Raw genomic sequence first — 13,795 nt, 5'->3', positions numbered from 1 at the left:
TGCTATGCCGATCCTGGGGAATGCACAGTTACGTCGTAGATAGTGCCACGATACTGCCCGTTGTAGGGGGGAAGCCGGGTGAACCAGATCAAAACGTACTGACCCGTAGTGGCCTTTTCCGGGGTGAGCGTCACCGAACCCGACGCGCCCTTCTTTTCCGCCACCGTCTTGAGCGAGGACAGTTCCGCCGCGTCGCCCACCTTGAGCTGCACGGTCGCGCCGCCCGCGTTACCCAGGGAGACGACCACATCGGCGACGGGGATCGGCTCGCCCATGTCGAGGAGGAGCCCGACACCGTCCTTGAGCCGACCCAGGTCGGTGGTGCTGTAGCTGTCGGTGTGCCAGTCGGTGGACGGCTTGCCGTCGATGGCGAGGGGGGCGATCTCCGGCTTCTCCGCGCGGTCGGTGCCGAGGGGGTCGAACCCGGTCGCGCTCACCGGCTTGACCGTGACCGGCTTGCGGGAGGGGGAGGGAGACGCGCCGGAGTCCGACTGGGCCACGCCTCTCGGAGTGTTGCCGAGGTTCTTGCCCACGGTCCAGGCGCCCACACCGACGGCCGCCATCACGAGCAGGACGATGACGGTCAGCAGGACTTTGCTCGCGGCGCCGGTCTGCGGGCGCGGCGGCGGCAGCGGCGGCGGTGAGGTCATCGCCATCTGATGCGCCAGATGAGACGGCACGCGGGGCGGCATGGTCGACCGGCCGAGTCCGTCCGGCGCCTCGCTGCGCAGGTTCAGCGCGGGCGGCGCGGTGGTGACCGGCGCCGGCGCGGGACGGGGAACCTCGGCGAGTGCCTCGGCCACGGCGGCCGGGGTGGTCAGTGGCGGCTGCCCCCGGCGCGGCTCCTGCAGCAGCGCGCGGCAGGTGATGGCGTCCAGGTAGCCGGGGACCCCGGCGGTGACCTGCCGGGGCGTGCAGATCTTGCCGTCGTCCAGGGGCGCGGGGGGCAGTCCGCAGTCGGAGTCGCCCGGCCAGTGACCGGTCAGCACCGCGTAGAGCAGGCGGCCCAGCCCCTCGGCGTCTTCCCGGGCGGGCTCCTCGCTGCTCAGGTCGAGGATCGCGGCGTCGACGGCGAGGCCGAGGAGCTTGACCGTGCCGCCGCTCGTCCAGACCAGGCGGCCGGGGGTCAGGTGCAGGTGGGTGAGCCCGGCCGTGTACGCGTGCGCCAGGGCCTCGGCGGCCTCGGCGACCAGGGCCGCACCCCGCTCGGGCTCGACGGGCCCGCTCTCCAGCAGGTCGAGGAGCGAGTCTCCGCTGACCCACTCGCTCACGACGTACGCCGTGCCGTCCTCGTCGGCCGCGTCGAAGACCTGGGTGAGGCGGGGGTCGGTCAGCCGGCTCGCCAGGCGGGCGGCGGTGACCACCTCCTGGACCCGGGGAAAGTCGGGCGTGAACGTGTGGACCGCGACCGGGCGGGCGAGGATCTCGTCCAGGGCCTTCCACAGGGTCGCGCCGCCGGATTCGTGGACCCTGTCCTCAAGGCGGAACCGATTCGCCAGCCGGGTCCCCGGTTCGACCGTGGACATGCTCATGCGGTCGCCCCGCTCCGCGGCCCGTCGGCATGCATCAGCCGATGCCGGGTGCTTCCGCCCACGCCTTCCCGCTTCCGCTCGCCGGTCCGAAACTCAGATCGCGCCCCTAAGACCTCCTGCCTGCCGTGGTCGCCGAGCGGAGCACCGCCGGGTCGGGGAGACCCCGGAGACGAGCATCCGCGGGGCCGGAACAGGCCCGCACGGCGCCGCCGCCGCAGGTCCTCCTCCGCCTCGCGGTCGCCCGCCCGGCCGAATCCATCGGTAGGGCAAGTTCTGCGGGACGTTCCCTGGGTGTGTCTCAACACTCCCTGGCGCACCATGCTAGTGCCGTGCCGCTTGTGCCCGCCTTCCCGATCGAAGACGTCCGAATCGGACTTTCGCGTTACCTTCCAGTTGCCGGTCGTTCTTGAGGACTCTTACCGTCCTACCCGGCTTGCGACAAGTCCAATGATGGAGCGGACCTCGGGCACCCGCAGCCGGTGCGCGGCCAGCATGTACAGCAGCAGCCCGGCGCCGCCGCCCACCACGAGCACCACGGCCGAGGTGACCGGGGTGATCGAGGTGACCTCCCTGGTCAGCCACAGGACCGCCAGCGCCAGCGCGGCGGCCGGGATCGCCGCCGCGTACATCCGGCCCAGGCCGGCGACGATCTCCCGGCCGCCCAGCCCGCCGATCTTCCGGCTCGCCAGCACCCATGCGACGCCGCAGAGCACGACGTACGTGATCAGGTAGGCGAACGCCAGCCCGATGACGACGTACCGGTCGGGGAGCGTGAAGTAGGCGACGAGACTGAGCGACGCGTTGACGACCACGTTCACCCCCGACATGATCGCGGGGGTGCGGGTGTCGCCGAAGCTGTAGAAGACGCGCAGCAGGAGCTGGAAGACCGAGAACGGCATGAGCGCGACGCCGAACACCTGCAGGACGTGGCCGATGTAGATCGCGTCGGCCGACGTCATGTGGCCCCACGAGAAGATCAGCGTGGTGACCGCCGGGCCGAGCACCATCAGCAGCAGGCCCGCCGGGACGATGACGCAGGAGACCAGCCGCACCCCGGAGGAGAACTCCTCACGGGCCGTGGCGAGGTCCCCGTCCGCCACGAGCCTGCTCATCCTGGGCAGCATCGCCGTGATCACCGACACCGCGATGATCCCGTACGGGAGCTGGAAGAGCTGGAACGCGTATGCCCACGCGCTGTTGCCGGCGCCAGGCGCCCGGTCGCCCGCGCCGGTGGCGAGCTTGGTGGTGACCCAGAACCCGATCTGGTTGATGCCGACGAAGGCGAACGTCCACACGGCGGTCCTGGCCGCCTCACCGAGCCCGGTGTTGCGCACCCCGAACCGCGGGCGGAACCGGAACCCGGCCCGGTGCAGCGCGACGATCAGCACCAGCGCCTGGGCCACGATGCCGGCGGTGGTGCCGAGTCCGAGCAGCGTGAGGTCGCGCTCGCTCACCTTCTCGATGTCGGACGTCCCGATGGCGTAGTAGGCGGCCAGGACGCCCATGACCACGATGTTGTTGAGCACCGGCGCCCACATGGGGGCGGCGAACCTGTCCCGGGTGTTCAGGATCGCCCCGGCCAGTGAGCCGATCCCGAAGAACGCGATCTGCGGGAGCAGGAACCTGGCCAGCGTGGTGGCCACCGCCACCTTGTCGTCCGACCAGTTCGAGGCGGTGTAGAACTCCATGATCGGCCGGGCCAGTAGCACGCCGATCACCGCGACGGCCGTCAGGACCACCACGGCCAGCGTCATCAGCCGCTGCTCGAACGCCTGGCCTCCGTCGGGGTCCCGCTTGCGCGCCCGCACGATCACCGGCACGACCACGGCGCTGAGGACGCCCTGGAGCAGCAGGTCGAGCAGGATGTAGGGGATCTGGTAGGCCGCGTTGTAGGCGTCGCCGAGGGCGACGGTGCCGATGGCGGCGGCGAGCATCGCCGTGCGGACGAAGCCGGTGAGCCGCGAGACCATCGTCCCGGCCGCCATGATCGCGCTGGCCCGCAGCATCCTGCTCATGGTTGTCCTTCGATTCGCGGCGGCCGGAATCGGGTGGCCGCCTTCCTCCAGTGGTCCCGGACGTGAGGATGGTCCAGACTACGGCGACCCAGACTACGGCGACCCAGACGAAGGCGACTGGGTGCGCTCGGCCGGAACGGCTCCCTGCCGGTCGCCGTTCGGGCCCTCCTCGTCGTCCGGCCCGAACGGGAACGCCTTGCGCGACCTGCGGCGCAGGATGCGCATCACCACGGCGGCCAGCATGATGACCACGGCCGCACCCACGATGACGAGGGCGATGCCGGTGTAGCCGGTCGCGCGCACGACGACGCGCACCGCGCTGCCGTACTTCTCGTCCCCGTCGGTCAGCAGTTGCACCGAGATGCTGGCGTCGCCGCCCTCGTTGCGGACGATCACCGGCACGTTCACGAGCTGGCTGCGCCCCGCGAGGATCGTGGTGGTGGGGGTCAGGTAGACCCCTCCGGGACGGGCGATCGCGAGCCGTGACTTGCTGGCCGAGGTGACCCGGACCTTGATCTGGATGTCCTTGTCCAGGTTGTTGGCCACGCTGACCGGGACCTGGCCGTTGCTTCCCGCGACCGCGCGCGGGGTGTCGAGCACGGACACGTCGTCGATGCGCGCGTCGATCGCCTTCTGCACCTGGCCGGCGAAGGACAGCGCCCGCTTGCCGTCGCCCCGCCAGGAGGCGGAGGCGAGCCGGAGTATGGCCGTGTGGAAGACGTCCGTGTGCTCCTCGGTGACGGTGGCCACGGCGTCGGCCTTGCGCTCCAGCTTGCGTACGGTCGCGAGGTAGGAGCGGCTCAGTTCGGCCTGGCGGTCGTGCTCGGAGTACGTCAGGTCGGCGCGCGGCACTCCGGCCCTGCCGGGCTTGACCGAGTCGAGCGAGGTCATGCGCAGCCAGGGGGCGCCGGCGGCGGCCTGCAGGAGGCCGGAGACGAACGCCGGGTCGGGCGTCCACAGGTGTGACTGGGGGACCGCGATCACTGTGCGCGAGGCCGTCTTCGCCGCCGTGCCCTGCCCTGTCTGCCCGTTCTGGCCCGTCTGTCCGAACTGACCGTTCTGCTGGGCCGGCTGCTCGAAGGCGATCATCGCGGTCTCGGCGAGGAACCGCTGCCGCGCGAGCATCGCGGCGCCGGGGCCGGACACGTTCCCGCCGAGGACCGCGCTGAGCGTGGGGTCGGCCAGCAGCGCGGTGAGCGGGTTGTCGGCGATGGTGTCGAGCCTGGCCGCCGCGTCGGGAGTGGTCTGCGCGGGCGGGGGGACGACCTGTCCGTTCTGCGTGGCGTCCTGATTCGCGGCCCGCGGCGGCAGCGCGTCTCCCGACAGCAGCACGGACGTCACACCCGACATCGCCAGTTCGTCCACCGCGTCGCGGTCGATCTTTCCGCCGGCCGGCCACGCGGTGGTGCCGTGGATCTCCCGGCCGAGCAGTTCGGTCGCGAGCGCCGCTCCGCGCTGGATGGACGCTGCGGCCTGCTTGTCGAGGCCGTGGTGGACCAGCGCGGCCATGTCCGGGTCGGCGTACGGCGTGGCGACGACGGTCTTGTCCGTCAGCGCGCTGCGCAGACCGTTCAGCCACTGGCCCGCGGCCGGGTCGGCGTTCTTGCGCGTGCCGCGCACGCTCCTGGGGCCGGAGGACAGGACGCGGACGTCGTCGAGCAGGGCGGGGTCCACGAACCAGGTCACCCCGTCGCCGGTGTCCTGCGCCGTCTGGAGCAGCGACGCCAGGCGACCGGAGGTGAGCGAGGCGGACAGGTCGTCGTCCATGAACGTCGCGTCGTCGGCGCGGTGGGGCCGGTCCACGATCGGCAGGGCGACGGCCAGCTTGACCTTGGGGATCTGCTCGCCCTTGGGGGCGTACGTCAGGAAGGTCCGCTCGATCCCGAGCCGCTGCCCGGTGGCGGCGTCGGTCACCTCGATCTCGAAGGGATAGACCCCGGGCCGGGGCATGCCCAGCTCCGCGGGGGTCACGGTGAACCGGAAGGGAAGCTTTCCCGACTGGTCGAGCAGCGTGGCCTGGACCCTGGTGCTCCAGTTGGTGGTGGCGTACCCCTGCTCCGACAGGTAGGCCGCCATCTCGGCGCGGGAGGTGAACGGCCTGTCCCGGGAGTAGCGGACGGCGACCCGGACGAACGACCCCGCCGTGCCGGTGACGGCCCCCGCAACCGTTACAGGGGCGGTGGCATCGCGCACGACCTCCGGCGTGATCTCGCTGACGAAGAGCGGGTCGGCCGGAGCCGCGGCCGCGACACGACCCGGAGGAGGCGCTGCGACAGCCGTACCGGCCATGCCCGCGGGGACGGCGAGCAGGGCGGTCAGCAATGTCAGCAGCGCGGCCTTACGGATCATGTGCCGGCCGGCGGTGAGGTACGGCGCACGTCCAGAATGCTATTGGCTATGCGGTCCGCATAGGACTCACGAGGCTCGCCGGACCTCTCCTGTGGGCGGTGGTCAGGTCGACGGGCTTGGCCGCCACCAGGTCGAACAGGTGGATGGCACGCACTCGCAACGCGGTGCGGCGTTCGCCGGTCGCGGTGTGGACGACCTCGTCGGGATCGATGCGCCCCAGCAGGCGCTGGTCCACCAGGACCGTCAGATCGTCGGGCAGCAGCAGCGGGCAGACCAGGCCGTGCGCGTAGTCGGTCGCGGCGTTCACCGTGTAGGCGGACGCGGGGGTTACCCTGTGGGCGCGCAGGGCGGCGCCCACCGCCGCCGGCCCGGGACAGGAGTTCACGGCGCTCACGACGGCCACCTCATATGTCCGCCCGCGCGCCGACACCTCGAACAGCGACACGCACAGGCATCTCTCTGGAGTGACCCCCAGCACCTGGGGAAGCTCGTCCGAGCATGTCAACGGGCGCGGAAGACGTACGATCTCATGGTGGATCTGGTGGGCGAGGAGCCAGCGGTGAATCGCGAGAGCGTCTTTCATCTCGTGTGCTCCTTGCGTCGTCCAGCGCCCCCGAACCGTCCGTAGCCTGGTGATCGCCAGGTGTGTCTCCCCTGAGTGACACCTGATCACCTGGGCCATCGGGGGAGTCTCTGTTCCGTGACCGAAGGACCTACCCAGCCTTGTCCGTTTCAAATCTGAGCGACAGCCAGCAGCGCGCCGTGAACGAACTGTTCCGCCGGATCGCCCCGGTCGCCGACGAGCTCGGGGAGCTGTTCTCGGCCCGGGGGCACGAGCTGGCCCTGGTCGGCGGTTCCGTCCGCGACGTTCTCCTCGGCCGTGCGAGCAAGGACCTCGACCTGACCACGGACGCCCGCCCCGAACGGGTGCTGGAGATGGTCAAGGACTGGGCGGACGCCGTCTGGACGATCGGGATCGACTTCGGCACGGTCGGCGTGCGCAAGGGCGGCTGGCTGCTGGAGATCACCACCTATCGCAGCGAGTCCTACGACCCTGCCTCGCGCAAGCCCGAGGTGATGTACGGCGACTCGCTCGACGGCGACCTCGCCCGGCGCGACTTCGCGGTCAACGCGATGGCCGTCCGCCTGCCCGGCCACGAGTTCATTGACCCGTACGGCGGGCTGCAGGACCTCGCCGCCAAGACGCTGCGGACGCCGGGCCGGCCCGAGCAGTCGTTCGACGACGACCCGCTGCGGATGCTGCGGGCGGCCAGGTTCGCGGGCCAGCTCGGGTTCACCGTGGCCCGTGAGGTCGTCGAGGCCATGACCGCGATGTCCGGCCGCATCGAGATCGTCTCGGCCGAGCGCATCCGCGACGAGCTCGACAAGCTGATCCTCGGCGCGCACCCGAGGGCCGGGCTGGCGCTGCTGGTGGGGACCGGGCTCGCCGCCCACGTCCTGCCCGAGCTGCCCAAGCTGCGGCTGGAGATCGACGAGCACCACCGCCACAAGGACGTCTACGAGCACACGCTGATCGTGCTGGAGCAGGCCATCGGGCTGGAGACGGCCGGCCCCGACCGGGTGCTGCGGTGGGCGGCCCTGCTGCACGACATCGGCAAGCCGAAGACGCGGCGCAACGAGCCCGGCGGCCGGGTGTCGTTCCACCACCACGAGGTCGTCGGCGCGCAGATGGCCAAGAAGCGGCTCACCGAGCTCAAGTTCCCCAAGGACGTGGTGTCCGACGTGTCCACGCTCGTGGAGTTGCACCTGCGCTTCCACGGCTACGGGACGGGGGAGTGGACCGACAGCGCCGTGCGCCGCTACGTCCGCGACGGGGGACATCTCCTCGAACGCCTCCACAAGCTGACCAGGGCCGACTGCACCACCCGCAACAAGCGCAAGGCGCAGGCCCTGTCGCGCACCTACGACCAGCTGGAGGAGCGCATCGCCCGGCTGGCCGAGGAGGAGGAGCTCGCCAAGATCCGGCCCGAGCTGGACGGCAACGAGATCCAGGAGATCCTCGGCGTGCCGCCGGGACCGGTCGTCGGCAGCGCCTACAAGCACATGCTGGAGATCCGCATGGACCAGGGCATGATCGGCAAGGACGCCGCACGGCAGGCCCTGCTCGCCTGGGCGCGCGACAACGGGATCGTCTCGTAGGTGGACGCCGGGGAGGTCCTCCGGCTCGACCGGGAGCACGTCTGGCACCCCTACGCGGCCGTGCCGTCGGGGGTGCCCGTGCACGTCGTCCGGCGGGCCGGGGGCGTGCGGATCACGCTCGGCGACGGCCGTGAGCTGATCGACGGCATGGCCTCCTGGTGGGCGGCCATCCACGGGCACAACCACCCGCGGCTCAACCGGGCCGCGCGCGACCAGATGGACGACATGGCGCACGTCATGTTCGGCGGCCTGACCCACGAGCCCGCCGTACGGCTCGCGCACCGGCTGGCCGGGATGACCGGGCTCGACCGCGTCTTCCTCGCCGACTCGGGCTCGGTCGCGGTCGAGGTCGCGATCAAGATGGCGGTCCAGTACAGCGGGCACTCGACCCTGCTGACCGTGCGGGGCGGCTACCACGGCGACACGTTCGGCGCGATGTCGGTCTGCGACCCGGTCAACGGCATGCACCACCTGTTCGGCGGGATGCTCCCACGGCACGTCTTCGCCCCGGCGCCGCCGCACGACTACGGCCGCCGCCCGGTCGGGAGCCAGGAGGCCGGTCCCGACGAGGCGTATCTGGCGGAGCTCACCGCGGCCGTCGAGGCCCACGCGGACCGGCTCGCCGCGATCATCGTGGAGCCCGTCGTGCAGGGCGCCGGCGGCATGCGGTTCTTCCACCCGGCCTACCTGCGGCGGCTGCGCGACCTGGCCGACGAGCACGGCATCCTGCTGATCGCCGACGAGATCGCCACCGGTTTCGGCCGTACGGGGGAGATGTTCGGCTGCGACCACGCCGGGATCAGGCCGGACATCATGTGCGTGGGCAAGGCGCTCACCGGCGGTTACCTGACGCTGGCCGCCACGCTGTGCACCGCGCGGGTGGCCGACCGCATCGGTGTGCTGATGCACGGCCCGACCTACATGGGCAACCCGCTCGCCTGCGCCGTGGCCGGAGCCTCGCTCGACCTGCTCGCCGAGCGGCCCTGGAGGGAGGAGGTCGCGCGCATCGAGGCCGCACTGCTCGACGGCCTCGCCCCGGCGGCGGGCGCCCCCGGCGTACGGGACGTGCGGGTGCTGGGTGCGATCGGAGTGATCGAGACCGACCAGCCCGTCGATGTCGCGAAAATTCAGGACATCGTGATGGGGCACGGCGTGTGGCTGCGTCCCTTCGGCCACCTGATCTACACGATGCCGCCGTACGCCTGCACGCCCGAGGACGTGGCCCGCATCAGCGCCGCCATGGTCGCCGCCACGGCGGCGCTCTGACCGAGCCGGCAGAGGTCAGTCGGCGGAGCCCAGCCTGCAGAGGTCAGTCGGCTGAGCCCAGCCTGCGGACCTCAGTCGGCGGCGGGGACCGGCGGCCTGCGTACGGCGGTGGGCAGGATCATCCGGTAGACCACCGCGCCGAGCAGGTAGCCGACGCCGATCACGGCGAGCGCGAGATAGGACTTGCCGTCGGCCGGCAGCAGCGCCGCCGCCAGCACCGCGCCGAGGACCGTCATGCCGTTGAACAACATGTCGTACACGGAGAAGGCGCGGCCGAGATAGGCGTCCTCGATGTCGCGCTGCACGACGGTGTCCGCGCAGATCTTCACGCTCTGTCCAGCGACGCCGATCACCAGCCCGGCGGCGAAGATCGCCCCCTCCCGGAAGGTCGCGCACAGCGCGAACTCCAGGACTCCGCAGGTCACGAGCATTATCGGGACCCAGATCTCGATGCGGATCCGCTCGGTGGCCCACGGGGTGACCACCACCGCGGCGAAGCTCCCCGCGCCGACGGCGCCCAGCACGAGCGCGATGCCCTTGAGCGCGTCGTCGGCGTCGGTGGTGAAGTGGTAGCGGTAGAGCATCACCACGGCCGCCGTCGAGATGCCGAACATCAGGCGGTGCGTCGCGACGCCGCTCAGGGCCGCCCCGGCCGAACGCCGGTGCTTGAGGTGCCGCGCGCCGTCCACCAGCCCGGCGAGCACGTGCCGTACGGCCTCGCGGGCCTGCGGCCGGTCCGGGTCGTACGCGGGGCCGAGCAGGGAGCGCTCCATCGTCCGCGCGATCAGCGCGCTCAGACCGAAGACGAGGCCGGAGCAGACCAGGAGCACGGCCACGCCCGTGTCCTCCCCTCCGGCGATCATGCGGAGCGCGACGCCGGCGCCCGCCCCGACGAACGTCACCACCGTGCCCGAGGTGGGGGTGACCGCGTTGGCCATCATCAGGTGGTCGGACGGCACGACGTGCGGCAGCGCCGCGCTGAGGGCCGACAGGAAGAAGCGGTTGACCGCGAGGACGCCGAGCGCCGCCGCGTAGAAGACGGCGTCCGAGGCCCCCGCCGCGACGAGGACGGCGGCCAGCACCAGCAGCACTCCCCGCACGACCGGCGCGATGACGAGGATCTGCCGCCTCGACCAGCGGTCGATGAACACCCCGACGAAGGGCCCGAGGACGCTGTAGGGCAGCAGCAGCACCGCGAGGCCCGCCGCGATGGCGGTCGCGCTGGCCTGCCGTTCCGGGCTGAAGAACGCGTAGCCGCCGACGGCGAGCTGGAAGATCCCGTCCGAGAACTGCGAGACGAGCCGAGTGGCGAAAAGCCGCCGGAAGTTTCGGCCTCGCAGGACCACCCGCAGATCGGAGACGTAGGACACGGCGACAGCCTACGCGGGACGATCACATCCGGGCATCCGGACCAACCCTGATAAAGCCCCCTACGTCTCCCCTGTTCCAAGGTGATCACGTACTCTCGCAGAGTGACTTCACAGGAACATGTCGTGCTGGTCGACGGCGAGGGCAACCCGATCGGCACCGCTCCCAAGTCCACCGTCCACGGCGCCGACACGCCGCTGCATCTGGCGTTCTCCAGCTACGTCTTCGACCACCGGGGACGCGTGCTGCTGTCGCGTCGGGCGGGCTCGAAGCTGACCTGGCCCGACGCGTGGACCAACAGCTGCTGCGGGCACCCGCTGCCGGGCGAGCCGCTGTCGTCGGCGGTGATCCGCCGCCTCGGGTTCGAGCTGGGCCTGGACGTCGAGTCCGTCGACCTGGTCCTGCCGGGCTTCTCCTACCGGGCCGTGATGGACAACGGCACGGTGGAGAACGAGCTGTGCCCGGTCTACCGGGCCGTGGTGACCGAGGAGGCCGCGCCCAACGCCGAGGAGGTGGGCGAGGTCCGGTGGGAGCCCTGGACGCTCTTCGCCGCCGGGGTGATGAGCGGGGAGCTGGACATCTCACCCTGGGCCCGGAAGCAGGTGCCCCAGCTCGTCGCGCTCGGGCCGGACCCGCTGGCCTGGCCGGTGGCCGACGTCGCCGCCCTGCCGCCGGCCGCGCGCCCGCTCACCTCGAACCACTGACACGCTGACACGCTGAGACGCGCTGACATCCCGTGACTCCGGCACCCGGAGACACGGGACCGCCCCGGTCCGATCGAGCGGAGCCGGGGCGGGACACGCGGTGGGCGACGGACGTCAGCGCTCGATCTCGCGGCGGATGAACTTCTCGACGGCCTCGCGGGCGTGGTCGTCGGAGTACTGCTCCGGCGGCGACTTCATGAAGTAGGACGAGGGCGACAGCAGCGGGCCGCCGATGCCCCGGTCAAGGGCGATCTTGGCCGCGCGGACCGCGTCGATGATGATGCCGGCCGAGTTGGGCGAGTCCCAGACCTCGAGCTTGTACTCCAGGTTGAGCGGGGTGTCGCCGAACGACTTGCCCTCGAGGCGGACGTAGGCCCACTTGCGGTCGTCCAGCCACGGCACGTGGTCGGACGGGCCGATGTGGACGTCGGCCTTGGCCATCTCGTGCGGGATCTGCGACGTCACCGACTGGGTCTTGGAGATCTTCTTGGACTGGAGGCGGGTGCGCTCCAGCATGTTCATGAAGTCCATGTTGCCGCCGAAGTTGAGCTGGTAGGTGCGCAGCAGCTCTACCCCGCGGTCCTCGAACAGCTTGGCCAGCACCCGGTGCGTGATCGTGGCGCCGACCTGCGACTTGATGTCGTCGCCCACGATCGGGACGCCGGCCTCGGTGAACTTCGCGGCCCACTCGGGGTCGGAGGCGATGAAGACCGGCAGCGCGTTGACGAAGGCCACCTTGGCGTCGATCGCGCACTGCGCGTAGAAGCGGTCGGCCTCCTCCGAGCCCACCGGGAGGTAGGACACCAGGACGTCGACCTGGGCGTCCTTCAACGCCTGGACGACGTCGACCGGCTGCTCGTCCGACTCCTCGATGATCTCGCGGTAGAACGTGCCCAGCCCGTCGAAGGTCGGGCCACGCTGCACGGTGACGCCGAGCGGCGGCACGTCGCAGATCTTGATCGTGTTGTTCTCGGAGGCGACGATGGCCTCCGACAGGTCGCGGCCGACCTTCTTGGCGTCCACGTCGAAGGCCGCGACGAACTCCACGTCACCGACGTGGTAGTCGCCGAACCGCACGTGCATGAGGCCCGGCACACGGGTGCCCGGATCCGCGTCCTTGTAGTAGTGGACGCCCTGCACCAGCGATGAGGCGCAGTTGCCCACACCGACGATGGCTACGCGCACCGAACCCATAGCACTCGCTCCTTTACCTATCTGCCTCGGGCGTGTCCGCCCTCCGGGTCTGTTCCTGTACGGCTTGCGCGGGATCCGGGGGGTGATCCCCCTCGCCGGGAGCCGAACGGCTCCGCCGTTCCGAGTCGATCAGCTCGTTCAGCCAGCGGACCTCGCGCTCGACCGACTCCAGCCCGTGGCGCTGGAGCTCAAGTGTGTAGCTGTCCAGTCGCTCTCTCGTACGGGCGAGAGCCTCACGGACGCGGTCGAGGCGTTCTTCCAGGCGGCTGCGACGGCCCTCCAGGATCCGGAGCCGCACCTCCGCCTCCGTGTGACGGAAGAAGGCGAAGTGGATGCCGAAGCTTTCGTCCTCCCATGAGGACGGGCCCGACTGGCTGAGCAGCTCCTGCAACCGCTCCTTGCCCTCCGCCGTGATCTTGTAGACGATCTTTGACCTGCGGCCGAGGACCGTGTCCTCAGGGGGTTCCTCTTCGGCGATGAGGCCATCGTTGAGCAGACCCCTGAGGCAGGGATACAGCGAGCCGTAGGAGAACGCACGGAACATGCCGAGCAGCGTGTTGAGCCGTTTGCGCAGCTCGTATCCGTGCAAGGGCGTTTCGTGCAGCGATCCCAGGACGGCGAGCTCCAGCACACCTCCACGAGAGCCCGTCACTGGAACCACCTCCTGTGTCCGGCCGATGTATCGACTCGATACATCCGCAGGATACGTCGGGGTGTCATATATGGCAACGGGTCAACGGTTCGGCAAGATTTGGCAAAGGGTCGTAATCTGGCCGTATGTGGTCACAGCGGTCGGTCGTGGACTACGGCCTCGCTAAGCGGGCGGCCGTACAGTCCGTCCGCGCCGGCCGCATGCGGGCGCGGGACGTGTGTGACGCCCACCCATATCTGCTCCGCGCGGCCCGGTTCCACGGAGAGCCGACGAGTCGCACGTGCCCCATATGCGAACGAAGGAACGTGACCAACGTCACATACGTATATGGGGACGAACTAGGACGAGTAGCCGGCCAGGCAAAAGGGATGGCCGAGCTCACCACGATGGCCCGGGAATACCGCGAATTCCGGGTCTACGTGGTGGAGGTCTGCCAAGGTTGTTCCTGGAACCACCTGGCGGTGTCGTTCGTCCTCGGAACAGCCGATCCCCCGGGCCCTTCTCTGTAGGGCGACCTCCACCTCCAGGAGGGCGGCCAGCCGGCCTGTCGGCCGA

Annotated in this window: 11 protein-coding genes; 4 read left to right on the top strand and 7 right to left on the bottom strand. The window is 70.5% G+C overall.

What is annotated here, in order from left to right; translation table 11 throughout:
- Positions 1–2: 2 nt before the first annotated feature.
- From ACGFIB_RS31475 to ACGFIB_RS31460, 4 genes are all read right to left on the bottom strand, one after another.
- On the bottom strand, positions 3–1,532 hold the full coding sequence (locus ACGFIB_RS31475; protein WP_142573388.1) for a protein kinase family protein: 1,530 nt from the start codon (positions 1,530–1,532) through the stop codon (positions 3–5).
- Positions 1,533–1,948: 416 nt separating this feature from the next.
- Entirely contained in the window at positions 1,949–3,547 is a 1,599-nt protein-coding gene (gene murJ / locus ACGFIB_RS31470; RefSeq protein ID WP_393376709.1) for a murein biosynthesis integral membrane protein MurJ, read from the bottom strand.
- 93 nt (positions 3,548–3,640) lie between these two features.
- Positions 3,641–5,896, bottom strand: a complete 2,256-nt coding sequence (locus ACGFIB_RS31465; protein ID WP_393376707.1) for a hypothetical protein — start codon at positions 5,894–5,896, stop codon at positions 3,641–3,643.
- A 46-nt stretch (positions 5,897–5,942) separates the two neighbouring features.
- Positions 5,943–6,479, bottom strand: a complete 537-nt coding sequence (locus ACGFIB_RS31460) for an aminoacyl-tRNA deacylase (protein WP_393376705.1) — start codon at positions 6,477–6,479, stop codon at positions 5,943–5,945.
- 140 nt (positions 6,480–6,619) lie between these two features.
- Between ACGFIB_RS31460 and ACGFIB_RS31455 the strand changes: the two genes are divergently transcribed.
- Positions 6,620–8,056 (top strand): CCA tRNA nucleotidyltransferase, encoded by a 1,437-nt coding sequence (locus ACGFIB_RS31455; RefSeq protein ID WP_393376704.1) that lies wholly within the window; start codon positions 6,620–6,622, stop codon positions 8,054–8,056.
- Positions 8,057–9,322 (top strand): adenosylmethionine--8-amino-7-oxononanoate transaminase, encoded by a 1,266-nt coding sequence (locus ACGFIB_RS31450; protein ID WP_393376702.1) that lies wholly within the window; start codon positions 8,057–8,059, stop codon positions 9,320–9,322. It begins immediately after the preceding gene.
- A 71-nt stretch (positions 9,323–9,393) separates the two neighbouring features.
- Here ACGFIB_RS31450 and ACGFIB_RS31445 read toward each other — a convergent pair whose 3' ends face one another.
- Positions 9,394–10,692: an MFS transporter gene (locus ACGFIB_RS31445; protein WP_142573398.1), complete on the bottom strand. Its 1,299-nt coding sequence runs from the start codon at positions 10,690–10,692 to the stop codon at positions 9,394–9,396.
- A gap of 102 nt (positions 10,693–10,794) precedes the next feature.
- On the opposite strand from ACGFIB_RS31445, the gene idi reads away from it, so the two are divergent.
- Positions 10,795–11,394, top strand: coding sequence for an isopentenyl-diphosphate Delta-isomerase (gene idi, locus ACGFIB_RS31440; protein WP_142573400.1), 600 nt, complete (start codon positions 10,795–10,797; stop codon positions 11,392–11,394).
- A 114-nt stretch (positions 11,395–11,508) separates the two neighbouring features.
- On the opposite strand, the gene ACGFIB_RS31435 is transcribed toward idi, so the two are convergent.
- Together ACGFIB_RS31435 and ACGFIB_RS31430 are read right to left on the bottom strand one after the other, a co-directional pair.
- On the bottom strand, positions 11,509–12,588 hold the full coding sequence (locus tag ACGFIB_RS31435; RefSeq protein WP_142573403.1) for an inositol-3-phosphate synthase: 1,080 nt from the start codon (positions 12,586–12,588) through the stop codon (positions 11,509–11,511).
- A 13-nt stretch (positions 12,589–12,601) separates the two neighbouring features.
- The gene (locus tag ACGFIB_RS31430) at positions 12,602–13,240 is read right to left on the bottom strand and encodes a PadR family transcriptional regulator (RefSeq protein WP_142573405.1); all 639 of its coding nucleotides are present in this window, start codon (positions 13,238–13,240) and stop codon (positions 12,602–12,604) included.
- Positions 13,241–13,365: 125 nt separating this feature from the next.
- Here ACGFIB_RS31430 and ACGFIB_RS31425 point away from each other — a divergent pair, with 125 nt between their 5' ends.
- Positions 13,366–13,749: a DUF5318 family protein gene (locus ACGFIB_RS31425; RefSeq protein WP_142573406.1), complete on the top strand. Its 384-nt coding sequence runs from the start codon at positions 13,366–13,368 to the stop codon at positions 13,747–13,749.
- Positions 13,750–13,795: the final 46 nt, after the last annotated feature.

The sequence above is a fragment of the Microbispora bryophytorum genome (genome assembly GCF_043197435.1).
In the GTDB taxonomy this organism is placed as follows: Bacteria; Actinomycetota; Actinomycetes; order Streptosporangiales; family Streptosporangiaceae; genus Microbispora; species Microbispora bryophytorum.
Note: the sequence above shows the minus strand (reverse complement) of the source record. Positions and strands in the feature narration are given on the sequence as shown.

Coding starts and splice junctions, on each gene's coding strand:
- ACGFIB_RS31475 (WP_142573388.1), bottom strand. CDS start 1,532: ATGAGCATGTCCACGGTCGAACCGGGGACCCGGCTGGCGAATCGGTTC.
- murJ (WP_393376709.1), bottom strand. CDS start 3,547: ATGAGCAGGATGCTGCGGGCCAGCGCGATCATGGCGGCCGGGACGATG.
- ACGFIB_RS31465 (WP_393376707.1), bottom strand. CDS start 5,896: ATGATCCGTAAGGCCGCGCTGCTGACATTGCTGACCGCCCTGCTCGCC.
- ACGFIB_RS31460 (WP_393376705.1), bottom strand. CDS start 6,479: ATGAAAGACGCTCTCGCGATTCACCGCTGGCTCCTCGCCCACCAGATC.
- ACGFIB_RS31435 (WP_142573403.1), bottom strand. CDS start 12,588: ATGGGTTCGGTGCGCGTAGCCATCGTCGGTGTGGGCAACTGCGCCTCA.
- ACGFIB_RS31425 (WP_142573406.1), top strand. CDS start 13,366: ATGTGGTCACAGCGGTCGGTCGTGGACTACGGCCTCGCTAAGCGGGCG.